This window comes from Bryobacter aggregatus MPL3 (genome assembly GCF_000702445.1).
In the GTDB taxonomy this organism is placed as follows: domain Bacteria; phylum Acidobacteriota; class Terriglobia; order Bryobacterales; family Bryobacteraceae; genus Bryobacter; species Bryobacter aggregatus.
On sequence record NZ_JNIF01000003.1, the window covers coordinates 2,535,825 to 2,561,316 of the forward strand.

Annotated in this window: 24 protein-coding genes; 13 read left to right on the plus strand and 11 right to left on the minus strand. The window is 55.4% G+C overall.

Going from position 1 to position 25,492, the window contains the following annotated elements; all coding sequences use genetic code 11:
- Window positions 1-678: 678 nt before the first annotated feature.
- The 3 genes from traF to M017_RS30730 are packed head-to-tail and all read right to left on the minus strand — an operon-like array spanning window position 679 to window position 1,988.
- Window positions 679-1,215: a conjugative transfer signal peptidase TraF gene (gene traF / locus M017_RS27665; protein ID WP_051669924.1), complete on the minus strand. Its 537-nt coding sequence runs from the start codon at window positions 1,213-1,215 to the stop codon at window positions 679-681.
- Window positions 1,199-1,561 carry a single-stranded DNA-binding protein gene (locus tag M017_RS0111980; RefSeq protein ID WP_080507679.1) on the minus strand — a complete coding sequence of 121 codons (363 nt, stop codon included), beginning with the start codon at window positions 1,559-1,561 and terminating at the stop codon, window positions 1,199-1,201. The genes traF and M017_RS0111980 overlap by 17 nt, the downstream gene beginning before the upstream one ends.
- Window positions 1,446-1,988, minus strand: a complete 543-nt coding sequence (locus M017_RS30730; protein ID WP_080507680.1) for a helix-turn-helix domain-containing protein — start codon at window positions 1,986-1,988, stop codon at window positions 1,446-1,448. The genes M017_RS0111980 and M017_RS30730 overlap by 116 nt, the downstream gene beginning before the upstream one ends.
- Before the next feature lie 598 nt (window positions 1,989-2,586).
- On the opposite strand from M017_RS30730, the gene M017_RS0111990 reads away from it, so the two are divergent.
- The 6 genes from M017_RS0111990 (at window position 2,587) to M017_RS0112030 (ending at window position 8,747) form a co-directional block, all read left to right on the plus strand.
- A complete protein-coding gene (locus tag M017_RS0111990) occupies window positions 2,587-3,054 on the plus strand; it encodes a hypothetical protein (RefSeq protein WP_162179904.1) in 468 nt (155 codons plus the stop codon).
- Between the two features lie 341 nt (window positions 3,055-3,395).
- On the plus strand, window positions 3,396-4,517 hold the full coding sequence (locus tag M017_RS0111995; protein ID WP_051669437.1) for an IS630 family transposase: 1,122 nt from the start codon (window positions 3,396-3,398) through the stop codon (window positions 4,515-4,517).
- A 288-nt stretch (window positions 4,518-4,805) separates the two neighbouring features.
- The gene (locus tag M017_RS0112005; protein WP_155121378.1) at window positions 4,806-5,387 is read left to right on the plus strand and encodes a relaxase/mobilization nuclease domain-containing protein; all 582 of its coding nucleotides are present in this window, start codon (window positions 4,806-4,808) and stop codon (window positions 5,385-5,387) included.
- A 168-nt stretch (window positions 5,388-5,555) separates the two neighbouring features.
- The gene (locus tag M017_RS0112010) at window positions 5,556-7,019 is read left to right on the plus strand and encodes a S41 family peptidase (protein WP_080507681.1); all 1,464 of its coding nucleotides are present in this window, start codon (window positions 5,556-5,558) and stop codon (window positions 7,017-7,019) included.
- A gap of 822 nt (window positions 7,020-7,841) precedes the next feature.
- Complete coding sequence (locus tag M017_RS30420) at window positions 7,842-7,976, plus strand: hypothetical protein (RefSeq protein WP_272945390.1); 135 nt, start codon at window positions 7,842-7,844, stop codon at window positions 7,974-7,976.
- Between the two features lie 3 nt (window positions 7,977-7,979).
- Window positions 7,980-8,747, plus strand: coding sequence for an ArdC family protein (locus M017_RS0112030; protein ID WP_051669931.1), 768 nt, complete (start codon window positions 7,980-7,982; stop codon window positions 8,745-8,747).
- Here the strand turns inward: M017_RS0112030 and M017_RS0112035 are convergent.
- The 6 genes from M017_RS0112035 to M017_RS0112060 form a co-directional block, all read right to left on the minus strand.
- Entirely contained in the window at window positions 8,741-9,862 is a 1,122-nt protein-coding gene (locus M017_RS0112035; RefSeq protein ID WP_051669437.1) for an IS630 family transposase, read from the minus strand. The two genes, M017_RS0112030 and M017_RS0112035, sit on opposite strands and share 7 nt — an antisense overlap.
- Window positions 9,863-9,929: 67 nt before the next feature.
- Window positions 9,930-10,705 (minus strand): IS5 family transposase gene (locus M017_RS28710; RefSeq protein WP_202901645.1). Its coding sequence is split into 2 segments (ribosomal slippage): window positions 9,930-10,366 and window positions 10,366-10,705, totalling 777 coding nucleotides; the frame shifts between segments, so codons are not numbered across the junction.
- 135 nt (window positions 10,706-10,840) lie between these two features.
- On the minus strand, window positions 10,841-11,731 hold the full coding sequence (locus M017_RS26590; protein WP_202901682.1) for a nucleotidyl transferase AbiEii/AbiGii toxin family protein: 891 nt from the start codon (window positions 11,729-11,731) through the stop codon (window positions 10,841-10,843).
- A 67-nt stretch (window positions 11,732-11,798) separates the two neighbouring features.
- Window positions 11,799-12,545 carry a hypothetical protein gene (locus M017_RS0112050; protein WP_031498168.1) on the minus strand — a complete coding sequence of 249 codons (747 nt, stop codon included), beginning with the start codon at window positions 12,543-12,545 and terminating at the stop codon, window positions 11,799-11,801.
- A gap of 367 nt (window positions 12,546-12,912) precedes the next feature.
- Window positions 12,913-13,308, minus strand: coding sequence for a replication protein RepA (locus tag M017_RS0112055; protein ID WP_238325871.1), 396 nt, complete (start codon window positions 13,306-13,308; stop codon window positions 12,913-12,915).
- A gap of 16 nt (window positions 13,309-13,324) precedes the next feature.
- The gene (locus M017_RS0112060; protein ID WP_051669934.1) at window positions 13,325-13,717 is read right to left on the minus strand and encodes an IS481 family transposase; all 393 of its coding nucleotides are present in this window, start codon (window positions 13,715-13,717) and stop codon (window positions 13,325-13,327) included.
- 658 nt (window positions 13,718-14,375) lie between these two features.
- Between M017_RS0112060 and M017_RS0112065 the strand changes: the two genes are divergently transcribed.
- Entirely contained in the window at window positions 14,376-16,676 is a 2,301-nt protein-coding gene (locus M017_RS0112065) for a GumC family protein (RefSeq protein WP_031498171.1), read from the plus strand.
- Between the two features lie 24 nt (window positions 16,677-16,700).
- Here the strand turns inward: M017_RS0112065 and M017_RS0112070 are convergent, their stop codons facing one another.
- Window positions 16,701-17,627 (minus strand): hypothetical protein, encoded by a 927-nt coding sequence (locus M017_RS0112070; protein ID WP_155121379.1) that lies wholly within the window; start codon window positions 17,625-17,627, stop codon window positions 16,701-16,703.
- Between the two features lie 283 nt (window positions 17,628-17,910).
- Here M017_RS0112070 and M017_RS0112075 point away from each other — a divergent pair, with 283 nt between their 5' ends.
- On the plus strand, window positions 17,911-19,236 hold the full coding sequence (locus tag M017_RS0112075) for a lipopolysaccharide biosynthesis protein (protein ID WP_162179905.1): 1,326 nt from the start codon (window positions 17,911-17,913) through the stop codon (window positions 19,234-19,236).
- Here M017_RS0112075 and M017_RS0112080 read toward each other — a convergent pair.
- Window positions 19,227-20,309, minus strand: coding sequence for a right-handed parallel beta-helix repeat-containing protein (locus tag M017_RS0112080; protein WP_155121380.1), 1,083 nt, complete (start codon window positions 20,307-20,309; stop codon window positions 19,227-19,229). The two genes, M017_RS0112075 and M017_RS0112080, sit on opposite strands and share 10 nt — an antisense overlap.
- Window positions 20,310-20,344: 35 nt before the next feature.
- On the opposite strand from M017_RS0112080, the gene M017_RS0112085 reads away from it, so the two are divergent.
- From M017_RS0112085 to M017_RS0112105, 5 genes are all read left to right on the plus strand, one after another.
- Window positions 20,345-21,520, plus strand: a complete 1,176-nt coding sequence (locus M017_RS0112085; protein ID WP_080507683.1) for a glycosyltransferase — start codon at window positions 20,345-20,347, stop codon at window positions 21,518-21,520.
- Window positions 21,521-21,663: 143 nt separating this feature from the next.
- Window positions 21,664-22,854, plus strand: coding sequence for a hypothetical protein (locus M017_RS0112090; RefSeq protein WP_155121381.1), 1,191 nt, complete (start codon window positions 21,664-21,666; stop codon window positions 22,852-22,854).
- The gene (locus M017_RS0112095; RefSeq protein ID WP_031498181.1) at window positions 22,851-23,714 is read left to right on the plus strand and encodes a glycosyltransferase family 2 protein; all 864 of its coding nucleotides are present in this window, start codon (window positions 22,851-22,853) and stop codon (window positions 23,712-23,714) included. The genes M017_RS0112090 and M017_RS0112095 overlap by 4 nt, the downstream gene beginning before the upstream one ends.
- A gap of 9 nt (window positions 23,715-23,723) precedes the next feature.
- Window positions 23,724-24,896: a glycosyltransferase family 4 protein gene (locus M017_RS29325; RefSeq protein ID WP_031498183.1), complete on the plus strand. Its 1,173-nt coding sequence runs from the start codon at window positions 23,724-23,726 to the stop codon at window positions 24,894-24,896.
- The gene (locus M017_RS0112105) at window positions 24,893-25,480 is read left to right on the plus strand and encodes a sugar transferase (protein WP_031498185.1); all 588 of its coding nucleotides are present in this window, start codon (window positions 24,893-24,895) and stop codon (window positions 25,478-25,480) included. Before M017_RS29325 ends, M017_RS0112105 begins: the two co-directional genes overlap by 4 nt.
- Window positions 25,481-25,492: the final 12 nt, after the last annotated feature.

Sequence of the window (25,492 nt, forward strand, 5' to 3'; positions counted from 1 at the left end):
GCTCGATTGTGGGCTCCCAGAATGCCTCCGTAGCTTCGGTCCAGCGGCGGATGCTGCCTTCGGGAAGAATTGTTAGCCTCGCCTGGGACGAATGGATGGCTATCCGTGCCGACTCTGCTCTTGGGAATAGATCTTTGCTTCCGGTCGTTTGAAGAGTTTGGATCTCTTGCGATGCTGCTGCCGGCTGATAGAAGAGATTCGCGATTAGGATGGCCGAAAGGAAGATCAGATGCTTTGTATTCCATATCGCGGGTAGGATCGCAGTTGCCGCGATCCCAACGTAACCGGTACCTGGAAACAAGATCCCGGACGCCGTGAGTGGTGAGGCCCAGCCGATCAGGCCGAGTGGCGGAATCGTTGATAGCGCTAGTGCAGTGGGACATCTCCAAATTCTCTGCTGAGGGGATGGGTCCCAGAGCATTGCCCATGGCGTCGCCAGGAGCATTGACGCGAGGACCCAGAGCAGCGGACCTTGTAACGGTTGGTTTGGCTCGAAGGCTCGGGAGACCGCCACTATCGGATAAGAGACCGCGAGGAAATAGGCCAGCGCGATGCTCGCTGCACGGATGCGATTGGGTTGGCGAAAGACCCATACCGGCATGAGGAGCGCGAGTGCAAGCAGCAATGCTGGACCGCGCCATGCGGCGAATCCGATCAACATTGAGAGCGCCAAACTCGCTAGCCATGAAGTAGCCATAACGGGCGAAGCCTCCCACGAATTTGAGTGATTCGAATTGGTCCCATGTAGCGGGAGTCATAGCTGCCAGCGTTGTAGGTTGACGCAACCCATAGCGTTCCTTCGCCCACAAGATATTCCCCTTTGGGCCATGCCTGTAGGGGACGTCCGGAGGCGTCGAATGGAACTGGACGTGTGTTCGCAATCACCTGACCATTTACCTCGATTCCTCTTGACGTGACGGTCACGACATCTCCGCGTTGGGCGATGATCGGCTTGAGTAGTGGTGCTGCGCCATCGTTGCAAATCACACTGTGGGTACGGTAGTTTCGCAACGCAGATTCCGTTGCGTATGGTTCGGCGGGGCAGAATTCGATCAGACTTGCAGTGAGGTCGTTTGTTCTCACGTAGAGGCCCAGCGGAAGGCTGTAGCTTGTGTTGACGCGGATGCCGGTAATTGATGCAATCGTCGCGAGAGTGACGAAGGCGCTGAACGCGGCGATGAGCGAAGCGACCAGAGGCTTATGACGGCCAGACATCGGCTGCGCTTTCCTCTGCGACGTGGATCGATGAATCTTCTCGCTGCGGTGCGTTGTCTGCGGGAGCTTCTTTCCCTGTGCGCGGCTTGGCGATCAGGTAGACGCTGCGGGCGATGATTTCATGGATGGTCCTTGTGCTTCCGTCTTTCGGTGTGAACTTGCGGGTTTGTAGAGTTCCTTCGACGAAGATGTTTTCACCCTTCTCATAGCTCACAGCAATGTCGGCGAGTTCACCATAGAAGACGAGGTTGTGCCAATTGGTGTGCTCTTGCGTTTCGTTGTTTCTGTCGGTGTAGCGGTAGCCTTCGGCCATCCGAACGTTCGCGACAGGCATTCCGGAGGGCATGTACCGGATAGCGTAGGTCGATCGCTCTTACAGTGCTCGCCGCAAGCCCAAAACACCTCGCCACCTGCCGAACTGCAGCCGACTCGCAGGCTAGTCCAACCTCATCCTCGAAGTCTTTCGTGAACGGAGCCTTGCCAGGCATCTGATCCACTCGCTCCGTCCGCAAACCACACTTTGTGCAGTTCACGCGATAATATTCGACCATTAACCACGTCTGATACTTCATGCAGGGAAGGTGACGGAGTTCCCGCTCACGAACCTCTTCCACGCGCCCTGCACGTCCACCACAGTTCCCGCAGATCAGTATCTTGTTGTCACGCTTGCGCCGCACCCACAGCCGTAACGCCCGTTTCTCTTCATCGATCTCATGCCGATACACCTTGTACCCAGGCCATCCCAAAATCGAAGTCAACTCTCGCTCCGTCACACTACAAGACTGTAGCTCACCCCTTCACATTCCTGCGCGGAGCCAATTATTCAAGCGTCTTGGGTGCACACATTCGCAGCATTCCTTCAAAGCGATTGGTATGTTCTGCTGGAACGTGTAGTGACACCAATAGTGCGTCACGGACGGAGTGGTTTTACGACAATCAAGTGCCGTCAGGGAGCTGTGGTGCTGTGAGTGCGCTGATCAGTCGTGGTAATGCGGTTCAGTCTGACAGTACTGTTGAGAGCTTCCGCGGAAATCTATCATGTCAATTATCTTATGCCGATAGCTCAGCATCTTCCGCAGTGAAGTCGCTGTTTGAGTATGATTCTGTTGGCAATGTGGTCAAGAAGGTAGAGGGAGGGAGTCCACTCACAATCACAATTGCGAGCGGCTGTGGTAGTTATCCAAACTCCTTTGGGTTCGTTGACACCGTCACAAACGCCCTTGGTCACACAGCGAAATATGAATTCGATTGTTCGACAGGGAAGGTGAAGAGCGTTACCGATCCGAACTCTGTCAAAACGACGTTGGAGTACGAAACTGCTTCGAACACTCGGATCTGTCGATGACACCTCAAACCGTATTAGGATCTTTCGTGCGTCTGAACTTTGCATTGGCCTTTCTGCTGATTTGGAGCGCGTGCGGCGTCTCAGATAATCGAGTCAAGAGCCAGCAGTTGTCATCACTAGCTGCGGATTGTGAAGCAGGGAGGATCGGCCGAATCGAGCTCTTCCATATCCGGAGTGGCACGTTCTTCCGTGCTAGTGTCTCGCCGGAGAACTTGGAAAGGTGGTCTGACTACAAGCTCAATGTCAGATCCTTGGGGTCTGTTAACGAACGCGATCTGATAAGCACACTCAAGAGTGCGGTCGTCACGACTTCCAAGGTGCAAGCCTATCTGAGATGGGGCATCGCTTTTTACGACAGGAACGACGCTGCCCGCGTGCGGACCATATACTTTGAGGAGAGTGGAAAATACGGATACATCGACAATGCTGCGGTGTGCTTTGAATCCGATGTAGCAGAGCATCTCAAGAATATCGCGAGAGAAGCGTTTCGTTAAGTTGTCATTGCTGGACGTGAATCAATCGGCCTCGATCCCTTCAACGCGCGGTACTATTCGGCGGCGCAGGGCGCTTCACGACTTCGGATCCGGGCAATGCCGGGGCGAATGTGCGAGATCCGCAAACGTGGAATGGTTATCCTAAAACCGGCAGTTTGGGTTGCCGCTGATCGTTGGAATTGATGGATACTAAACGGGATGAAGCCCGTGAGTGCATCGCAGGAAGCTCACCCGGATGGTGAGCGTTCGGACGAACTGGAAGGGTATCCTGCGCCGCGGAAGCTAGTCTCCTGAGTCCTAAGTGGCTGGCATAATATAACCGCTTGTTCTATGGTTGAAGCATGGAAGCGAAGCGAGGACGACCCAAGAAGCAGGAGTTGGTGGTAACCGAGCAGCAACGGGAAGAGTTGGAACGGTTGGTGCGGCAGCCAAGAAAGTCCCGAGCAACAGCGTTTCGGGCACGAATCATCCTGGAATGCGACGGCGGATTGAGTAACGCCGCAGTTGCGGCGAAGCTGAGGACAACTGGGTTTACTGTTGGATTCTGGCGTAATCGTTTCATTGTGGGCGGGATCTCAACTTTGGGAGATGAGCCTCGGCCCGGGGCGCCACGAGAAATCGGCGACGACAAGATTGAGCAGGTCGTCCGGCTCACACTGGAGAAGGCCCCCAAGGGAGCAACCCATTGGTCCAGCCGAATGCTGGCGACGAGAACAGGACTGAGTCAATCCACCATCAGCCGCATCTGGCGTGCCTTTGGTCTGAAGCCACATCGAAGCGAAACCTTCCAGTTGTCGAACGATCCGTTGCTGGTTGACAAAGTGCGGGACATTATTGGGCTCTATCTGTCGCCCCCGCATCATGCGTTGGTGCTGTGCGTGGATGAGAAAAGTCAGATCCAGGCGCTAAGCCGGAACCAACCCGTGTTGCCGCTACGAAGCGGTCAACTTGAGCGCCGCACGCACGACTATCAACGACATGGAGTGACCAGTCTGTTTGCGGCTCTGGATATCGCCACCGGCCGGGTATTGGGCAAATGCTATCGCCGTCATCGCTCTGTAGAGTTCCTCGATTTCTTGAAAAAAATCGATGCGGCCGCCCCTGCCGACCTGGATGTCCATCTGGTGCTGGATAACTACGGAACGCACAAGACCGCCAAGGTTCGACAGTGGCTCCAAAAGAGGCCCCGGTATCATCTGCACTTTACTCCCACACATGCCTCTTGGTTGAACCAAGTCGAACGCTGGTTTGCGTTGTTGACACAACGGCAAATCAAGCGTGGCTCTCATCGAAGCGTCTCGGAACTAGAGGACGCTATTCGGAAGTTCATTGCCGTGCACAACGAGCAACCCAAACCATTCCTCTGGACCAAATCTGCCTCTCAAATTCTTGAGTCCATCGCCCGCTTTGCTTCAACCACCCTTGCCGCCCATCAACCGAACACTTCTGCTAGAAATCAATGACTCAGGAGACTAGTGATGTAGATAGTAAATAGCGAACGCGCGTTCCGAAATACGAGGGCTGGCAACGGGACTGCAATGTGGGGCAAACGATGGACCGACTGACATCTGAACATAGAAGCTGGAACATAGGTCGAGAATGGTGCCTCCACCAGTTCTTCCGCCATTACTTCGACCAGGAAGGACGGCTTGATCGGCTTCCCGTTCGCACGGTTCCAGCCTTTTATCATTTTGACGAGTGGAACCCAGTAGCCGCCGACTTGGGATTGGAAGAAAGCCGGTGACCCGAGAATGTTCAAAATGGTCGTCTCTCCAGAATTTGGGGAGAGACTGGATCTCGAACGACATACTCGCGACCTGATGACGCGGCTTGCGAGCGAGCTGAACGTTCAATTGGATTGGGTAGCGGTGGCTCACTTTAACACCGGTCATCCCCACGTCCACATCGCCCTTCGGGGCGTAACTGCCCTCGGCAACCTCCGCATTCCCCGGGATGTAATCAAGCACTCGATTCGGAATCACGCAGAGAACCTCTGCATGGAACAACTTGGATTTCGCACGTTCGGCGACGTTATCGAGTCTGGGCGTCGGGAGATCACAGCCCTCCATGTCACCAGCCTTGATCGTGAGTTGCTACGAAAGATGAGCCCAACTTCGACGGAATGGGGATCAATTCAGACACCTGAGCCTGCAGGGTCAGAATTGCAGCGCATAAAGGCTTCTCAACTTCAGGCTCGACTTGGTGTTCTTGCCAAACTGGATCTCGCCCGTCCCAACCCGGCGGGGCATTGGGATCTCCAGACCGGTTTCCATCAAAAGCTTCGCGCGCTCCAGACAGCAAATGATCGTCAACGGAGTCGGCGATCAATTTGACACCATCCCCAAACAGAAACAATTCGGAACACGATAGGCCCAGGTAGCTTTTCGACTAACTGCAGGTAATCTACTCTTTGCTGGCACTCCAATCTCCGGATCGCCGACGATCCATTCACTGGCGATTCGCTGGGAGTAGGTCTTTTGACTTCACCCTAACTATGGCGGTTGATCAGCCTTTTCAGCCCACTGTTCAAGTCGATGGCGGAACGTGCACATCACTTCCCGCAAATCACCGTCTGTCTTCAGGAAAGACTTTTCCATCTTTGCCGCCAGCGCCGCGCGCGGCCGTACTCCGCTATCATTGACCCTTGGAGCACCTCCCAGCGGAATGATATGAAAGCCGAGAAAACGAACGCGATAGCGCGCCATCTCTTTGTCTTCATCAGTACCCTCTTGTTGTCATCCGTGGCGCTCGCACAGGCCGCGCCTGACCGCACAGCAGCCATTCGTCAGATCCAACAGCGAGTCGATGAAACCTATGTGGTGCCGGAGTTAAGGCCGGTGATTATTGCGCAGCTCGAGCGCGCTCGACTGGCACATCGATACGATGTGGCCGATCCCGACCTCTTCGTCACCCGCGTTAACGAGGACCTGCAGGCTGCGGCGCATGACGGCCATCTCTACCTGGCCAACGATCAGGCGCAGTACGCTGCCCTGCTGGCACCACCAGAGAGCAAAGAAGGCATTGAAGCTTATCGTCACGCCCTGGCGGTCCGCAATCATAGTGGTCTGACGAAACTGGAGATCCTGACAGGCAACGTCCGCTATCTCAGGCTCGAACGTTTCCAGTGGATACCAGGCATCACGGCCAAGGCCTACGATGATGCTGCAGATTTTTTGCAGGACGGCGACGCCATCATTATCGATCTGCGAAGCAACGGCGGTGGCAACAGTGAGGCCGCTGACTACTTCTCGCGCGTGTTCCTGGCACCAGATCCCCGTCGGCCTGGCGATCCGGCATCTCGTGGGCGAAATGCAGCGTGGGCCAACAAGCGGCTCTATCTGCTTGTCGATGGAGGCGGGGCATCAGCGGCTGAGGCGGTCGCTTATGGCGCACAGCAGGAAAAGACGGCGTGGATCGTCGGAAGCACGACCTACGGTGCGGCCAACAACAATAAGCGTTTCGCCATCGCACCGCAGTTTGTGTTGAGCGTCTCGTACAACCGGCCGATCAATCCGATCAGCGGCACGAATTGGGAAGGGGTCGGCGTAAAACCGGACATCTCGGTTGCCGCGGAGCGGGCGCTTGACGCAGCACTGGGTGCGGCGCTCGACCACCTCGGCAGCGCTAAGGACGTGATGCCGGAACGGCTCGCCGAGTATCGCTGGGCGAGGACCGCCATCGAGGCCAGATTGCACCCTCCAAAGATTGACCCAGCACGGATGAGCGGATGGGCGGGAACGTTCGGTACGATCGAAATCAAACGGTCCGAAGCCGGGCTACTCTTCTATCGATCTGATCGCCCGAAGCGCCCGCAAGGCGTACTGATGGTGCCGCTCGACGATCAGGGCCTGTTCGGAGTCCCCGGCTATAGCGACCTGCGCGCCAAGATCGGACCGACCGAGGTTGTGCTACTCCACGGTGCCGAAGATGCGAGAGAAGTGTTCGCACGGAACGTGACGCGCTAGTTCCTAGTCCGTTGCATAGACGGTATTCCCTAAAGATTTTGCGAACACCCGTAACAGCCTATGTCAACTTGGGCCGATTAAGCTGCGCTTGGGCTTCCTTTCTGCTTTCTCTGGTGGCGAGCAAGCTTGCATCTTCTCCCTACAGACGGACCCTCTTCTGTTCCGGGTCGTCTTCCAGCTTTGTGACCGTTGGCCCTGGCAGCTCTCTCAAGGCCTCTGATGGCTTCCGCTGTGATTGTGAACGTATTACGCGCGATCCGAAAGTTGAGGTTCTCAATCTGGCGGCAAGTTCACTGTTCTTCGGATGGAACGCGCTGCTCTAATGCTCCGCCCAACACCCAGTCAGAATCCCAGGCAACCCAGCGCTACGATTGTTCACCTTACGCCGGGTTGTCGTAGATCATAAAAACTTGCTGGCGGCGATGGCGACGCAGACGATTGTCTGCCAAGCGCTGATCTCGCTCATCGCTTGGCGTCCCTCTGTACGACAAAATCGCCGATTGATTCCGCGCAAAGTGCGGGATCAGAGTTCTGGCCCGAGTTCTCTTCTCCCTTTGCCTGACCCGCTTGGCCCTGAGGTCCGGGAGTACCTCGTCCTTCGTCTTGATCTCCGTCTCCAGATGGTTGATCGGGTCCTGCTCGGCAGAATCCTTCGGCCCGTTCTTTCTGCGTGAACTCAGCAATCCCGCTCCTGAGTACTCTTCTTCCTTAGGCGGCACACGAATATTCGGATTGCCTAAGAACGCTGCCGAGCTCGCTTGACAACTAGGGCAACTGAGGGCATATTGTTGACATGCTAGCCTGCACAGGCTAGATATGACCATGGAAGACAACCTTAACCAAATACCCGTCACCGATCACGATACCCCAGCAGAAGAGGACAAGGGTCTCGACCCTGTCCTCGGCTCGGGCTTCGAGGAAGAGCAACCCGAAACAGACTTCGACGAAAGGATCTGACGCATGGCCAACGAATCCAATTCCAACGAAGCTCCGGTCAAGAGAGACTTTCGCAAAGAAGTAACCGACCAGACCATCGAAATGCTGGAGAAGGGCACCGCGCCCTGGCAGAAACCCTGGGAGCCAGGATCGCTTCAACTCCCCTTCAACCCCACCACCGAAAAGAACTACCGGGGCGGCAATGCCCTTCATTTGATGGCCGTTGGAGCCCGCAAAGGCTTCGATGACCCGCGCTGGCTCACTTATAAGCAAGCCGCCGCGAACGGTTGGCAGGTTCGAGCGGGTGAAAAGGGCACGCAAATTGAGTTCTGGCAGTTTGGCGAAGACACCAAGAAAGGCTCACCGACCCAAGCAGACGCCGAGCGCGAAACAGGCAACGGCGACTACCGAGGACCGCTCCGCCGTGTTTTCACGGTTTTCAACGCCAAGCAGATCGACGGAGTTTCTCCCTACGTCCCAAAAGAGCGCGCAGCTTGGGAGATCGCCGAGACCGGCGAATCGATCCTACAGAATTCTGGGGCAAAGATCGTCCACGATCAGAATGACCGTGCCTTTTACAGCCGATCCGCTGACCGGATTCACCTCCCGCCGGACGCTGCCTTCAAGACCGCCGCGGACTATTACGGCACGGCGCTTCACGAGTTAGCCCATTGGAGCGGCCATCCAGACCGCCTGAATCGGCCAACGCTCAACGAAAGCTGCCGCTTTGGCGATCCGAACTACGCCAAGGAAGAACTGAGGGCCGAACTCACTAGTCTCCTGAGTCATTGATTTCTAGCAGAAGTGTTCGGTTGATGGGCGGCAAGGGTGGTTGAAGCAAAGCGGGCGATGGACTCAAGAATTTGAGAGGCAGATTTGGTCCAGAGGAATGGTTTGGGTTGCTCGTTGTGCACGGCAATGAACTTCCGAATAGCGTCCTCTAGTTCCGAGACGCTTCGATGAGAGCCACGCTTGATTTGCCGTTGTGTCAACAACGCAAACCAGCGTTCGACTTGGTTCAACCAAGAGGCATGTGTGGGAGTAAAGTGCAGATGATACCGGGGCCTCTTTTGGAGCCACTGTCGAACCTTGGCGGTCTTGTGCGTTCCGTAGTTATCCAGCACCAGATGGACATCCAGGTCGGCAGGGGCGGCCGCATCGATTTTTTTCAAGAAATCGAGGAACTCTACAGAGCGATGACGGCGATAGCATTTGCCCAATACCCGGCCGGTGGCGATATCCAGAGCCGCAAACAGACTGGTCACTCCATGTCGTTGATAGTCGTGCGTGCGGCGCTCAAGTTGACCGCTTCGTAGCGGCAACACGGGTTGGTTCCGGCTTAGCGCCTGGATCTGACTTTTCTCATCCACGCACAGCACCAACGCATGATGCGGGGGCGACAGATAGAGCCCAATAATGTCCCGCACTTTGTCAACCAGCAACGGATCGTTCGACAACTGGAAGGTTTCGCTTCGATGTGGCTTCAGACCAAAGGCACGCCAGATGCGGCTGATGGTGGATTGACTCAGTCCTGTTCTCGTCGCCAGCATTCGGCTGGACCAATGGGTTGCTCCCTTGGGGGCCTTCTCCAGTGTGAGCCGGACGACCTGCTCAATCTTGTCGTCGCCGATTTCTCGTGGCGCCCCGGGCCGAGGCTCATCTCCCAAAGTTGAGATCCCGCCCACAATGAAACGATTACGCCAGAATCCAACAGTAAACCCAGTTGTCCTCAGCTTCGCCGCAACTGCGGCGTTACTCAATCCGCCGTCGCATTCCAGGATGATTCGTGCCCGAAACGCTGTTGCTCGGGATTTTCTTGGCTGCCGCACCAACCGTTCCAACTCTTCCCGTTGCTGCTCGGTTACCACCAACTCCTGCTTCTTGGGTCGTCCTCGCTTCGCTTCCATGCTTCAACCATAGAACAAGCGGTTATATTATGCCAGCCACTTAGGACTCAGGAGACTAGAAGCGGTCTCATAAACGTCTGAGTAAGATTTGTAAGCAACCGAGGCGAACGAATCCGAGGAAGTTTTCGACGTGGTATTCCCAACGAGTGACCAGGCGTCGAAAGTGATGAAGCCAGGCAAAGAGTCGCTCGACGCGCCAGCGGCGGCGGTAACGGCGCAATGGCCGTCCATCCTGAGTCTTGCCCCGGTTGCGCCGGTTCGGCGCGATCATCTCGATGCCGTACTCTTCGGCAAGCTTTTCGTCGAGCTTATCCGAGTCGTAAGTTTTGTCTCCGATGAGTCGCCTGGGCATTTCATCGAGGAAGCTTCCGGCCAGAACGTCTTCCACAAGCTGACACTCGGCCGGCGAAGCGCTGTCGACAGCAACGGCGAGAGGAAGACTGTCACCAGTGGCGATAGCGATGATCTTCGTGCCCTTGCCGCGACGGGTGGGACCAATGGCGAGGCCCCCTTTTTTGCGCTCGCGAATGTGGCATCAACGAACGCTTCTTCCAGATTCAACTGACCCTGCTCATATAAGTAGCGGGCCAACACTCTCAGCGTCTCTTCCAGCTTTCCGCTTCGCACCCACTGTTGAAAACGTCGGTGACAGGTCTGGTACGGCGGATATCTTTCCGGCAGTTCACGCCACTGCGCCCCACTCCCTAAAACCCACAGCACCCCGTTCAATACGCATCGAGTATCGTGCCACGGCCTGCCACGCTGATCCGCTCGGCGCTGCGGACGCAACACCGGCTCCACGACTTCCCATTGGTCGTCCTTTAAGTCCCATCGTCCACGCATAAACTTCCGCGCAATTCACCAGAGCTCTTCCAGATTCCCATATTCCGCTCTTCAGAGGTTTATGAGACCATTTCTATCGTCCGTCATCGTAAATTTCTCCACAGGGGCGACCACAACCGGTTTAAAATTGCCCAGTTACAGCATGTCGCGCAATTGCAAAAAGCGATCCTGAATTTTATCCCACGATGGGTACGGCCCGTAGCAGAGCATCTTGCACTGCGCCTCGAATTCCGGGCCAAGCATCGCGGCCAGGTCCTGGGGCGGAAAGAGCGCATCGCTGCGGGCGAAGCTCATGCCTTCCGGGTAGAAGTAGTTCCGTGCGAAGTGCGTGCCGCTGATCCTGTCGTAGTCGGCTTTGATGTCGGCGTACTCGGGCGATTTCAACATCGCGATAACCTCCTCCTGCAAGGAGAGTTGATAGAGGTCGTAGTAGTGGCGGGCATAGGTCCCAAGCGGGGTTTTGTCGCGCTTCAACAATTCGACCTTGCTATGAATCGCGAACATCTTCTCGACGAAGGTGCGCCTGAAGTGCAGCAGCGGCATCGGGAATGACCCTTCATCGTCCGCTCTCAGCGTTACGCCGCTTTGCTGCAAGAACTGACCGAGGTAGGAATTCAGTTCGACAACAACGGTCGGTTCCCGGCCGCTCGCGGTGCCAGCTTCGAGCAGCACCCGATTTGCGACTTCGCCCGGACCGCCGAAACGCTGCTGATAGGAAAAGCGGTCGTTGCGTCCGAATCCGCCAATGGTCTGACTTCCTGTCTCCAGGAAGGTGAGCGCTGGATGAGCGCCGACGGCGTCGCGAAGCTTCTTCAATTCTCGGTCGATGCCATTCTTTCCAAGGGGCGGTTGAACCGCAAGCGGATCAAGGAAGATGTCGATGTCTTCCGAGAAGCGGTGGATCAGATTCCAACCCTTCGACAGACTAGTGCCGCCCTTGAAGATGATTTTGCCTGGAACGGCGGCGGCAATGAGCCGCAGCGCTTCCGTGACGTAGTAATCCTTCTCGATGATGGCCGTGCGCAGTCCCTGATCGCGAAATGGTCCACCGCCCGGAGAATTGCCTGCTCAAAATCGGGATGCTCAAAAAGCTTCATGCGGTCTCCTTGGCTTGCCAGTCGCGCGCGTTCGGCAAGTTGGCGAAGACGCCAAAGTCGAACCGTGAAAACGGATTCAAGGATTCTCGCAGCCGCTTCACCGCCGCGCCGCTCGTGTCTAATTGCTCACCGATGGCACCGAGGATGGCCCGTGCTCGCGGTGGCTCCGTTGCCACGACAGAGAGCAAGCGCTCCAAGCGGCCCTTCTCGGATAAAAGTGTCAGTGTCTTGAGAATCGTTTCGTCCGGCGCAAGTTCGCTGGTCCGTCCGCCTTGCCTCAGAAAATCGAGCATCGCCGCATCTTCCTGGGAGAGTCCTGCCCATGCCTCTGGCCTGCGCGTGTGGATGATGGTCTCGCTGCCGACAAGTTTCCTCGGCAGACTAAGGGAACTGGTGGCAACCTCGCCTTGCTTGCCGGTTTGAGTCGTGAAGCCTAAGAGATTCGCGGCGGCTATGCCTGCGGGGAACATCGTCTTGTGCTTCGCTGCGAGCTTCTGGATCGCTGCGGGATTGGGACGGCTTGGGCCAAATGCTGTTGGGCGGGTGTGATAGTAAACGCCCTTACTTAGTCGCTCCAGCTTGCCCTCGCGGGTGAGGCGAGATAGCGCTTGCGCAACGGCCTCAAAGGACAGGTCGCGGAAGTCGTCCAGACGCCACAAACGCTCGCCGCCGAGCTCGACGCGCTGGCGCACCAAAGCCGCAATATGGGGTGACCCGGCGGATGATGTGGTGAGGCTTGCCATGCTCTTCAAGTATGAGGTTTAGCTTCCACTGTGTCAGGTTTTGTTGCTACAAAACTTGACATAGGAGTTCCTTGATCCAGAATTCAAGCTCAGGAGCTTAGAGGCGAAACCGCAAGACGCATACGCAGCTTCGTTGCGACCCGCCCGGGTGGTGAACTTCTTCCACTCCAATAACACTCCATTAAGGGGTGGCGTGCAGAAGGAGCTTCGGAATTTGCTGAATCCAATAGACCTTGGTTCACCGCTATGGGAGCCGTTGTTCTTTATTTACAACAGGCGCTCATTTTCCCTAGCTGGACACGGAGCTGCCGGATGCCTCTCCCGGAGTACGCGCGCTGCTGCCCATCATCGGTAGGTCCATACAACCTCAACCAAGCGGACCGTAGGCCAGATTCTCGCTGAGGATCGACTTGGAGTGGTTCACCAGCAGCGCTCGACTATCGCTCGAAACAACCGCAGGGCAATCTGGCCATAGCCTTCGGATCGAAGCCAGCCATTGGTCAAGCATCGCCCGGAATCGCCGAGGTCGCGAGTACTCCACACAGCCGAGTTGCTTGGCCAGTCCAAAACTGCCGAAAAGCGGAATCCGCTCTGGACCCTTGGCCGAGAAGCAGCGATAGGTCAGCCAAACGAACAAGTCGAGCGCTGCGGGCGCGCACGCCAAGACTTTGACTGCCTCGAGATCGGCTGGAATTGGATGCTCTGATATCTCTCGATAGAATTCATCACTGAGCACCACCACGTTGGCGAACTCCTCTGACAATGGCTCCTGTTCTGAGTCACGGTTGGTAGCGCTGGACCGGAACTGGAGGATCCAGATGCTTCTGGCGGTTCAGCTTGAGACGACGCAGAATGCGGCTAACCGTGGCCCGGCTCAGTTGTGTGTGGCGAGCAATTCGGCAACCGGCCCAGCGTTCCTGGCGTAGCGTTTCTACCTTGGCGACAAGTTCAAGCGGTGTTTGGCTGCGGAGCCGGTGAGGTCTTGAACTGCGATCCTTCAAACCTGCTGGGCCCAAGGCGCGAAAACGCTGGAGCCATTTTGCGGCAGTCTTCGCGCTGACGTTGCAGCAGGCTGCAGCCAGCTGCAACGTCCAACCAGCTTCCGTCACTTTCCGGGCAAGTTGCTCTCGACTACTATGAATCGTCAGTCGGGCATTCTGGTGATAGTCCATCTGCTCTCCTCGGTCGCCTTTGTCTTTGCAAACTCAGCTTCCCAGTTCTTGATCAGATGGACAACCTATTGAGACATCACACCTAGGTGTCGGAAAACCGAGTGGCGCCAAGGGACCAGGATCATAGTAGTTGACATGCGATAACGGGCTTTTTATCACCGTTATCACAGAAAGTGCTTCTCCGTGTGTCTGTCGCGGAGCCCTTGCATCGACTGCTTGGTGATAAAACCAAACGGATATTTTCGTGGCTTTCGAACTTATCTTGCTTCGTCACCCACGTTCTCTCGATAGTGTTACAAAGATAATTCATCCCGCCTGCTCCATGAGTATTATTTGCCACTTATCAGGTAGGTCCTGGTACTCGCTAGGCTACCTTGCAATGAGATTGTTGTGTAGTATTTTTTTATGTGGAGTACGGGCTTCTATAGGTCGCAGATAAAGTTCAACTAATAGTACATCCCGTTTCATTCTTGACGACTGGATCTAATAATTTCAGGCGAGTGGAGATAAGTTGTCTTCTCTTCTTTCGCCGGAAACTCGGCGGGCGCTCCTGCCGAACGTCCATCCTCGCCTGGCTTCTGCTGTCCTTCTATGGAAAACCGCTTTGCGGATTTCTACGGCCTCGAAGACAAAACGATTCCTATTCAGGACTGCAACTATGAAACTTCTCGGGAATGAAAATTTAAGCCACTCCTCAACCTCGGAGCACCTACTTCTGGGAAGTCCTGCTGTTCATGAGCCGCAGTTGGTGACTGCATCATGGTGCCTGGACATTCTCCGCCGACGGAAGTGGACGGTGGCCATCGCGATTCTGATGGGCGGCTTGGCAGGCTTGGCTATCGGCATACGGGCCGTTCCAAGATATATCGCAACGGCCGTAATCGAGATTCAGGACTACAACTCTTCCTTCCTAAATCAAAAGGAGATGCAGGTCACCGCGGACGCCCCACAACAGTTGTCCGACGTCTACCTGCAGTCGCAGTTGACGATCCTAACGAGCAATACAATTAGCTCCCGCGTGGTGGATCGACTGGCCCTCGATCAAGACCGGGCGTTTACTTCTCAAAGTGAGTCGGTGGCGGAACAGTTCGTCAGGGAGTTCGGTTTGCAACCGTGGCTCAATTCTTTGGACGGGCCAGAGCATCCGTCCGTGATCCGCCGCATTTTCTCATTGCGACCGCCCGGAGTGATGAATGCGAAAGCTCAGGCGATTGAAGTATTAAAGAAGAACCTATCGGCGAAACCACTGCCACAGAGCCGGATGGTGCAAATTGCATTTGCGTCTCCGGATCCGAAGGTGTCGAAATTGATCGTCGACACCGTGGCCATGACGTTCAGCGAATTTAATGGCGAAACTCGAATCGCGCGCGGGAAGCGTACTGAAGATCTGTTACGACATCAGATAGCATCTGCGAAGGCCGAACTGGATGGCAGGCAAGCCGACATGCAGAACTATGCCCGTATATCGGGACTAGTCATTCTAGGCGGAGGCACCCACGCCGCAGAAGAAAAATTGCGCCAGGTGCAAGCCGACTTAACGCGAATTGGCGCAGAGCGCGCTGCTCGAGAGGCTGAGTTGAAAATTTCAAGTACTGTCTCCCCCGAGACGCTGGGGAACGTGCTGGATAACCCGACGATTCGAGACCACAGCGCTCGATTGGCAGCGGTTCGGCAAGAGCTAGCAGAGAATGCAGCGCTCTTCACGTCGGATTTTCCCAAGGTAAAGCGACTGGCTGCGCAGGTGAAGGAGTTGGAACGAACCCTTCAAAGTGAGCGTGACCGTCTGGTCCAACGAATCAGGAACGACTACAATTCGGCCGTAGTAAGAGAAAGACTCGCAGCGGCTAGCTATCTCGATCAGACGGCAGTCATTAGCGAGGAAGCTGCAAAGCGTGTCCATTACGACAGTCTGAAGCGGGATCTGGAAGCCGGATTCTCAACCTATCACGATATGACCGGTCGACTGCAAACTGCCGAGGTGGCCACGGCTCTGCAGTCGTCGAACATTCGAATCGTTGACGCAGCGACGGTTTCCGCTCTGCCTGGAAAGCCGAACTTGCAGCTTTTATTGGCGTTCGGTTTGGTTTGCGGATTGGGCCTGGGCGTCACAGCGGCCCTCTGGCGAGAGCGCTATGAGCTACAGCGCGACGGATACCAGTTACCCGGGCAAAGCCCAAGGCGGTTGTTGCTTCCCGAACTAGGTGTTATCCCAGCAATCCAACGGACTCCTCGCGTTGCTCCCTGGTGGAGTGGCAATAGCAGAGATACTTTGTCTCACGCCATGGCACAATCACGCGGAGACGCGAGCATGGTGGCGGAGGCATATATGTCGTTGGGCGCCTCGATCCTCATGGACAGATCTGGGCAGCCGGTTCAAGCGCTTGCCTTTATCAGCGATTTACCCGGATCCGGAAAATCGACAACCGTAGTCAATCTCGCAAAAGGGTTAGCAGGGGTTGGTAAGAAAGTGCTGATCATCGATGGTGATCTGCGACGGCCTCGCTTACATACGGAGCTGAATGTCCCGAACAATTGGGGCGTGAGCACCCTAATCGCGGTACCGCAAGAACTGACCTTAACTCCCCTGAATCAATTGGTCCGTCAAACCGAAATTCCTGGCCTTTGCCTGTTGCCGAGTGGCCCAGGCGTAGCCAACCCGGCAAAACTACTGGCGTCCGGCACGCTGGATATTTTGATGCAGCGTCTCCGGAGGGAATTCGACATGGTTTTGATTGATACGCCGCCAGCGTCTCTCTTTGCGGATGCCCGCTTTCTCGGCCGGCAGGCTGACGGAAGCATTTTTGTAATTCGATCGCGACATAACGATCCGGAGGAGATTAATCGAATCCTGCAATGTTTCCGGAAAGATAGAATTCCAATTATCGGAACCGTTCTGAACGAGTGGCGCGCCACAGAAAATGGAGTGTACCGTGCGGCGTATGCTGCCTATGCCACCTGAACCTCTGTGACGCCTCTCGCCATATCACTGAATCACGAACGCCTTGTTGCTACTTATCACGCCTTGTACGTAAACGTCCTTGCATGAGATTGCTCCGCCGTAAAAGCCGACATAAGGGCTGATAGCCGTTCCACCAAAGATCTTGACATTGATTGCCGTTTTTACAATGAGCGTTCCTAAAATCGTGTTATTCGACAACGTCACATCAGAAAAACTTCGTCCTAGGGCGAAGAAACCGTCTGGAGCAGAGAACTCGAGGGCCTGCCGTCCATGCTCGGGACTCACTCCTCCGTCCATGGTAGATCCTTCGATCCGAATATTTTGCCAAGGCTGGAAGCCAACTGCGGCAGGGGAAGTGGGGTTCCAGAATTGAATTCCAAATCGCGCGTTGCCCGTGGCGGTAGAGTTAACAATCGTCAAACCAGTAACTCCAGTACCGCTCCCGTAACCTTCCACGACCAAGCCAGCACCGTACAGTCTGTTTTGGAAGAGGTATGCTTTCTCACCTTCCGTAGCGTTATTGCCAGACGCCACTCCGTTGTTGTTGAAAGTGCTATTGACGAAATGCACATCACGCAAGCTATCGAGCGATACGCCATGCCTTCGGTTTTTTTCGAAGCGAGAATCTATTACCCAGATGTTCTCAAAGTTCAGCACTCGATCGTCGCCGCTCTTGACGTCAGCGGAGAAGATCTTAAGCCCATCCGTGCCGCAATTGACCGCAGAGGATTGCGATATAAAGATGTTCTTCGCTTTGCCGACAATGCGAAATCCGTCGCGCCCGCCGTCCTCGTTGCTTGCAAGATTCGATTGTTGTGCGCGTCGACCGTCGACATGCACATTCAGAATCGTAATGTCCTCCTTGCGCGTGATTGTGCCATCTACCGTGACCGGAGATGTCAGCGGAACGGACGTGGGTATTGTGAAAAATTTGAAGTTTCTGAGTGTCATTCGAGACCTCAGTTTTACGCTCCCGACAGAGTAGCTACGGCCACCCCCATCGAGCACACCCCAGTCGGGCAGTCCGTCGATCGACTTCTGAATCGCGAGGGTGTCATCTGTGGATCCGTTCGCGGCCGCTCCAGATACCGTTCGAACATCCTGAGGAAACAGAGAAAGAGATAGAGATATAGATAGAAGTCCGAATCGAATGAAAGATGGTACTGCCATGTAGCACTAGTGTATCTGACCTTGCAAAAGTACCAACGAGAGAACCACCGATACTGCTATGCAAATGTACGTAAGAGAACCAATCAGTCCGTCCTACATCCCGACTTGCGAGGCCGATAAGGCGCCAATAAGTTGCGTTGGTTCCAGTCCGGGTATCGCTAAGAACATTTACTGGGTCGTATGTTCCCAGATTGCCTACGCCGGATCCCAGTGGTTCTTTTTGTGGCTTTTAGCACGATATACAGGCCCCAGTGGGGTGGGGGCGTACGCATTTGGCTTGGCGGTGGCGGCGCCAGCGCTCATGTTCGCAGGACTTCAATTGCGAGCTTTGCAGGCAACGGACACGAAGAATCAGTTTCTTTCGGGCGATTATCTTACATTGCGATTGCTTGGAACGTTTTCAGTGCTCGCGATATTTATGGCTTTATCCTGTGTCACCTGGAAAACAAATGGGGCGGTAATTTTCCTTTTGGGAGCAGGGAAATGTCTGGAGGCGATTAGTGATGGCCTTCACGGATTTTTGCACCGAATGGAGCGATTAGATCTTGTTTCGCGTTCTGTATTAGTCAAAGCGGCGTCGATGGCCGTTCTGGGCGGCCTTTCTATTTGGATTACAGCCGATGTGCGTATAGCGTGCGCTGCCGTCTCTCTGTCTTTCTTTCTCACGTTAATCTTTTATGATGTTCCGTTATATAAACGAATTAAGGCGGAATCCGGTAACAACGACCCTCATCTCGCTTTGCGTCCGTCTGCCCTGCGTAACTTGATCTGGCTGGGACTGCCGCTCGGCTATGTGCAGCTTTTAGTTTCGTTAGGAGCCAACGCCCCGCGGTATTTTCTGGAGAAATACTACGGGGAGGCGGACCTGGGTATTTTTGCGGCGATGGCGTATTTGATAGTCGTCGGACAAACCTTGATCAGCGCCGCAGGGCAGTCCGCTTCACCATTATTGGCGCGACTCCACACCAGTGGCGACATTGCAGCGTTTCGTGCTCTTATGCACCGGATGCTGTGGATGGCCGTTGGCGTGGGCGGCATGGGCGTCTTGGTAGCACTGAGTGCAGGAGTGTTTTTCCTTACATTGCTATACGGCGATCGCTTCGCTGTAGGCGCCCCTGTATTGCCGGTGATCATGTTGGCGGCGACTGCGCTCTACGTAGCTTGGTTGCTAGGTTTCGGGCTCACTGCCGTGCGGGAGATCAAATCGCAAGCCTATCTTCTCACCCTCAGCACCGTGGTCTCTCTCGGTGCATCGTGGATATTGATTGGTCGCTACGGTCTCGTCGGTGCCGGATGGGCTATGTTTTCTGGCGGAGCCGTGCAAGCCACCGGGGCCGGAGTCCTGCTGCACTTTGCATTGCGAGCTCGGGTGCTGGAGGGTCAGCGATGAGAAAAGGTTTTGCCGTAATCCCGAACCTCTTTCACCTGCAGTCGACGGCAGTTCTGTCCGATGCCCCAAAATCCTGGGTAGGGACTTTGGAGATCTCCGCCCTGGATCAGCACGTTGTCGACTGCATGAAGGATGACAGTACCCTTCAGTCGCATGTTGATAATTTTGATGTTCGCGTAGACCGGAGACTTCCAGCGATTTCGCTGCGGTTGCGAAAACTCCAATGCTTGTTTTCCGTGTGTCGGACTAACTCCACCGTCAATCTCACAGTTCTCGATGGTGATGTTCTGACGGGGCAGGAATCCGGGACTCTCTGGGTCGGTAGGCTCCCAGAACTGAATCCCGAAGCGAGCATTGCGCTGGAACCTGCATCCAACAAAACTCAGCCCATCCACGCCAGAGCCCACACCGTACCCTTCAACATCAATTCCTGCACCGTAGATCATGCCATCGTCCAAGGCTCCTGGGCTGGCGCCAATATCAGTGCCGTTGTCCAGAAAGTCACAACGCTCGAAGCGTACCTGACGAATCGAATCGGCGGAAGCACCATGACGTCGATTTTCCTGGAAAGAACAATCGCTAATCGTGATGTCTTCGAAGTTCAGCTTACGGTCATCTCCACTGAGCACGCGATCCGAGAAGAGTTTGAGTCCGTCAGTGGCACAGCGTTTCGCGCTGCAATTGTCGATGCGAATCCGTTTGGCGCGGCCTATGATACGGAAGCCATCCCGGCCCCCATCCTCCACGCTATGCAGGTTCCGTTGCTGTTCCCGTTGACCATCGATGTGAACGTTGCGGATCGTGATATCTTCCGCCAACTGGGCGTTGCCATCGATCGTCACTGGTGCAGTCAACGGGATGTCCGTTCCGATCGTCAAGAAGCGAGCATTGGCCAGAGTCATCCGGGAATGCAGTCGAATGGTCCGGACTGCGAACAACTGGTTCTCCAGATCCAAGGTGCTGCCCATGGGCGTCGCATCCACCCTTTTCTGAACCATGGCGGTCGCATCCTCGGCGGCGAATCCCGTGCTGATTGCGGCGCAGCTCAACACCCACTGACGTCGAGTTTCCATGTCTCCATATCACCAGAGATCGGTGGGATCACGCAATGAGCAGACCGGCGTTGAGGGTACTTCATGTTCATAGCAGTTTGGAGAAGGGTGGCGTCGAAACCTGGTTGACGAGAATTGTGCCGTTGTTGGATGCCAGCCGGTATCGCTTTGACTTCGCAGTGCACCAATTTGATGGCGAGGTCGCCGAGAGCCTGCGCACGCTGGGGTCCGTAATCCATCCGACTGGACTGCCACGTCATATCACGCGGTATTGGCAGGAGCTAGTCGGTATCGCGCGGCAAGGTCAGTATGATGTCATGCACTGCCACTTCCTGGAACATGCGGGCTACGCAATGCTCGCGGGAAAAATGGCGAACATACCGGTGCGCGTTGCACACACTCATCTGGATGTGGCGCCACTTCTCCCTGGCACGAGCGTCTCCTGGAGAGCCTATTGGGCGCTCTCACGCTTGCTGGTGCATAAGTACGCCACAGCGGGGATCGCGGTGAGTGCGGCGGCAGGATCCTCCATGTTTGGAGACTCATGGCGTTCGGATTCTCGCTGGATGTCATTGCCTTGTGGAATTGACTTAGAATCCTTTCGCGGGATTCGGCTCTCCCCAACCTGTGCCGCGCTTCGTACTCGTCTCGGCATTGCGGACGACGTGTGTGTAATTGGCCATGTGGGTAGATTCGTTCGGCAGAAGAATCACAGATTTCTCCTCTCCCTCTTGCAAGACACAGTGTCGGCAGGGCTGAATGCCGTCCTGCTGTTGGTCGGAGAGGGGCCTTTAGAAACAGAAATCCGCCACATCGCGAAGGAGCTTGGCGTCGGAGAGCGAGTCTACTTTTATGGGCCAACCGGGCATGTAGCCGCGCCGCTAGCAGCTATGGATGTTTTCGCCTTTCCATCCCACTACGAAGGGTTAGGTCTGGCGGTAGTGGAGGCCCAAGCGGCGTCCTTACCTTGCGTCGTCTCACAACAGGTCCCGGACGAAGCTATCGTTGTGCCGAGACTGTGCTCCAAAGTACCTCTCAATGATGCGCAAGGGTGGGTGGTCGCGATACGGCGTGCCTTCCAGCGCGACGTTGCTGCTGCCGATGAAAACTGGCGAAAAGTTGCGGCTTCAGTCTTCGAGATTCACAGTAACACCAGTGCTCTTCTTGGCTTCTATGATCAAGCAACGGCGACAGCAACAGCCGGCAATACTGCAGAACGGATGTGCGCGTGATAGGGACCCTACGGATTCGAAGTCTACAGTGGCCTGAATGGGTAGGCCGCGAGTGGATCTTTTGGATCTGCCTAGCGATTTGGTCTTTTTTCCCATCATCCTTGGGGCCTTGGGTCGAGTTCGGCGGTTTGAACTACAGGGGTGTGGACTTACTGCTTTTTGTTGCGCCTCTCGCTCTGTCCTTGCGCTTTGCCGTCCAATCTCGTCTTTGGTTGCGTCCTTATCTGCGCACATTGCTCAGTGGCGTGGCACTGATCGCGCTGTGGGCCGCACTTACATTGTTTTGGTCTGAAATCGATTCCGATGCTGCGGTGGGTATGATTTATACGCTACTTTCCGGCATGGCGGCGGTTTGGCTCGCTTACTTGTTAGTGCAGGAGCGCACTTCTGAGCAAGTGTCCGGCTTTCTCTGGCGCTTGTCCTTGTTTATCACCGGTACGTCTGTCCTTTACTTTGCCGAGTCGTTCTTCGGATTGGGCCTTCGAAGTGCTTCTGCCGAGCAGGGAGATTTCGGAATGGCGCGTGTTCGTGGGCCACTGTTTGAATCCAGCACTGGCTTTTTCCTACTCATTCCTTGTCTCGCGTACATTACCGAACGGGTGATTCAGCGAACGAAGTCGCCCATAGTTGGCGCAATGCTCGGACTACCGCTGCTAGGCGCCATCTTCGGTCTTGGCTCGCGGGCAGGCCTGCTTCTTCTGGCTCTATTTTTCTTACTGGTGGCGATATTCGCGCCTGGCATGACGCGGGTCATTTTAATTCTTGTATTGGCGAGTGGAGCGGGGATCGCTACATACTTTATTTTTTCCAAGGCCAGTACCGATCGACTTACAACACTCGATCCTCGCGAAGGCCGTCTGGCGAATCATGTCACGTCCTGGAATGTGCTTCAATCCCGCGGGCCAACGCAATGGATATTCGGCGCCGGCTACGGATCTTTGTGGCCCTGGTACGCCACGGAGGCTAAAGTTTCCGGAGGGGACCTTTATTCGACCGGTTCCTATGCAAAAGTAATTCCGGAGGGCACGCTAATCTACCACTCGCACTCCACCTATCTCGTGCTGTGGATCGAGCTTGGGCTACCTGGCGTTGTAATTACACTGCTTTTCTGGCGGCAACTTCTGACTTTGTTCGCGCGTCCCGGCCAACGGCTTTTCGCTGCTGGACTTCTCGTTACCGCTGTCGCCATGGCTTTCGATCTCTTTTTGTTCCGTCGTCCAACCCGAGATGTTGTCTGGTGGATTTATGTTTTTGGGGCATTCGCGCTTGCTCATCCGGCAGTTCTCATTTCCTCCGTTGCGGGCGCGCAGCGGGACCTTGGTGTCTCAGCATGATCACAGTTGCCATTCCTATCTACAACGCTGCGGAGACTCTGCATTGGAGCCTGGCCTCGGTCTTTGCTCAGACATTTCAGGACTGGGAGCTGTTCTTGATGGATGACGGTTCCTCGGATCGGTCCCTGGACATTGCGCTCTCCGTTCGAGATCCCCGAGTTCGCGTCGTCACCGATGGATCCAATCGCGGACTAGTAGAACGATTGAACCAGTCTGTCGGTTTGGCAGGGCGGCCTTTCTATGCTCGGATGGATGCGGATGACTTGATGCATCCGGACCGGTTGCAAATCCAGGTCGACCAACTACGAGATTCGAATGTCGATGTTGTGGGTTCTGCCGTCTACGTCATCGATGCAACAGGCACGATCACGGGTGTTCGGAAGCCTGGGACCGGAAGACGTGGACTTCGCCAAGCCCAAGTACATCCGACAGTCGCGGCTCGTACGGCCTGGTTTCGTTCCAATCCCTACGATCCCATGTTTCTCCGCGCCGAAGATCTCGAGCTTTGGTATCGAACCCAGTCGTACACGCGAATGTACACCAACCCCGATCCCCTCCTTTTCTATCGAGAGTCTGGGTGCTTTTCCTTGCGCAAATACACCGATGGAATGCGGAGTCTGCGGAAACTTCATCTGAAGTATGGCCCGGCTGCTCAGGGATGGGCCGCAACCTTCGCGGACCTGGGCCTGACATATGCCAAGACGTCGTTATATCGGGCTGCTTTCGCGATGGGTTACGAGGATCGGCTGGTTCGTGGCCGCGCTAAATCCGTTGGCAGTGGCGATCTCGCCGCTGCGCACCAAATTCTTCAGACTATCGGCGCCACTGTCGTCCCAGGACTCGGTGTACCCGCTTCATAAGGCCTAACTATGCTCAATTCCATGATGATCACCACGGTGTCTATCTCCCTACCTGGGGCTCTCGCAACAATTGTGAGCGGACTGCGTGCCAACGGTTGGAAAGTAGATGCGCTTGCCAATGGAGCGGCGTCTTGCAGCAGGTGCCAAGTCAGCTATGCACGTTGTTTTCAGGCCGATTTGTCTCGCAATCCACTCCATCCGTCCAATCTCCTGGCGGTTCGGCAGATTCGCGAGGTGATCTCCTCTGGCCACTATGGAATTGTCCATGTCCATACGCCCGTAGCGGCGTTTGTGGCGCGATTCGCCATTCGACGTTTGCCTCGCCATCAGCGGCCCCATCTAATTTACACCGCTCATGGTTTTCACTTCTTCCGCGGGAACACTTGGTATCGAAATCAGCTCTTTCGGTTGGCGGAAAAGATGGCAGGGGCATGGACCGACACTCTGATCGTGATCAACGAGGAAGATCACGCTGCGGCCCGAGCAATGCGTCTTGTTCCAGAAAAGGACCTTCTCTTGCTTCCAGGCATCGGCGTCGATCTGCAAAAGTATTCACCGGAGTCTGTCACAGACGTGGATGTTCAGTGCGTACGTGACGAACTGGGTCTGTTGGAAAACCACGTGGCGCTTGTTTGTGCCGCGGAGTTTATTCCAAGAAAGCGCCACATCGACTTGCTTCATGCATTTGCCAGACTTCAGGACCCGAATGCAGTGCTACTGCTTGCTGGTAACGGTCGCGACCAGGAGCACTGTCGCCGACTGGCGAGTCAACTCGGAATTGAGTCAACGGTTCGCTTCCTGGGTTTTCGTCGTGATGTTCCCACACTCGTCAAGGCAAGCCGGGCCGTTATCCTCTGCTCGGATCAAGAGGGATTGCCACTCACTGTTCTAGAAGCTCTGGCCATGGGAGTGCCTGTGATTGGCACTGATGTCCGTGGCACCCGTGATCTGCTTTTGCAGGGCGGCGGCGAACTGGTCGCGCTAGGAGATCGAGCGGCACTTACCTCGGCGATGGCTCGATTCCTTGCGGATCCTTTGAAAGCTGCCGAACTCGGGGCACAAGGTCCGGCGATTGCCGCCAAGTATGACTCCCGGAGAATTGTCGAGGCTCACCTCCGCCTCTACTCCGATATTGCGGCCTCATCCTCCCGAACGGAGCCCATATGTATAACCCGAACTTGAAACGTCTGTTGGATGCAGTTGGCCTATTGCTGCTCCTTCCGGTGGTCCTTCCTATCGGCTTGCTGGTCGCCGTGGTGATCGTGTTCACGTTGGGCCGGCCGATCTTCTTCCGGCAACAGCGCATCGGGCTCAATGAGTCGCCCTTTCTCCTATGGAAATTTCGAACCATGCTGCCGGAGCAGGGACCAGATGGAGGAATCCGCGCCCCCCTACAGCGGATTAACAGGGTGGGCTGGTGGATCCGGCGTTTCAGCTTGGATGAGGTGCCGCAATTGATGAATGTGGCTCTTGGAGAAATGAGTATCGTCGGGCCCCGTCCATTATTGCGGGACCATCTCGGCTTTATGACCGTGCGAGAACGGAGCCGGCATTCGGTTCTGCCAGGAATTACAGGTTGGTCGCAAGTGCATGCTTACGGATCGGCAGAGCCGTCAAAAAGACTAGCGCTGGATGTCTGGTATGCCGAACATATCAGCTTTATGACTGATGTGCGGGTGCTCTTAAAGACACTGTCCGTGGTCGTATTTCGCCCCACGGCCGTACATGACACGGGCTTTATGACTTTGGATCGGAGGGAAGAGTGAGCGCAATGGATT

Bases quoted from the DNA above. Each gene is read 5' to 3' on its own strand.
- traF (WP_051669924.1), bottom strand. From the start codon at position 1,215: ATGTCTGGCCGTCATAAGCCTCTGGTCGCTTCGCTCATCGCCGCGTTC.
- M017_RS0111980 (WP_080507679.1), bottom strand. From the start codon at position 1,561: ATGCCCTCCGGAATGCCTGTCGCGAACGTTCGGATGGCCGAAGGCTAC.
- M017_RS0111995 (WP_051669437.1), top strand. From the start codon at position 3,396: ATGGAAGCGAAGCGAGGACGACCCAAGAAGCAGGAGTTGGTGGTAACC.
- M017_RS0112005 (WP_155121378.1), top strand. From the start codon at position 4,806: ATGTTCAAAATGGTCGTCTCTCCAGAATTTGGGGAGAGACTGGATCTC.
- M017_RS30420 (WP_272945390.1), top strand. From the start codon at position 7,842: ATGGAAGACAACCTTAACCAAATACCCGTCACCGATCACGATACCCCA.
- M017_RS0112030 (WP_051669931.1), top strand. From the start codon at position 7,980: ATGGCCAACGAATCCAATTCCAACGAAGCTCCGGTCAAGAGAGACTTT.
- M017_RS0112035 (WP_051669437.1), bottom strand. From the start codon at position 9,862: ATGGAAGCGAAGCGAGGACGACCCAAGAAGCAGGAGTTGGTGGTAACC.
- M017_RS0112050 (WP_031498168.1), bottom strand. From the start codon at position 12,545: ATGGCAAGCCTCACCACATCATCCGCCGGGTCACCCCATATTGCGGCT.
- M017_RS0112060 (WP_051669934.1), bottom strand. From the start codon at position 13,717: ATGGACTATCACCAGAATGCCCGACTGACGATTCATAGTAGTCGAGAG.
- M017_RS0112065 (WP_031498171.1), top strand. From the start codon at position 14,376: ATGAAACTTCTCGGGAATGAAAATTTAAGCCACTCCTCAACCTCGGAG.
- M017_RS0112070 (WP_155121379.1), bottom strand. From the start codon at position 17,627: ATGACACTCAGAAACTTCAAATTTTTCACAATACCCACGTCCGTTCCG.
- M017_RS0112075 (WP_162179905.1), top strand. From the start codon at position 17,911: ATGTACGTAAGAGAACCAATCAGTCCGTCCTACATCCCGACTTGCGAG.
- M017_RS0112080 (WP_155121380.1), bottom strand. From the start codon at position 20,309: ATGGAAACTCGACGTCAGTGGGTGTTGAGCTGCGCCGCAATCAGCACG.
- M017_RS0112085 (WP_080507683.1), top strand. From the start codon at position 20,345: ATGAGCAGACCGGCGTTGAGGGTACTTCATGTTCATAGCAGTTTGGAG.
- M017_RS0112095 (WP_031498181.1), top strand. From the start codon at position 22,851: ATGATCACAGTTGCCATTCCTATCTACAACGCTGCGGAGACTCTGCAT.
- M017_RS29325 (WP_031498183.1), top strand. From the start codon at position 23,724: ATGCTCAATTCCATGATGATCACCACGGTGTCTATCTCCCTACCTGGG.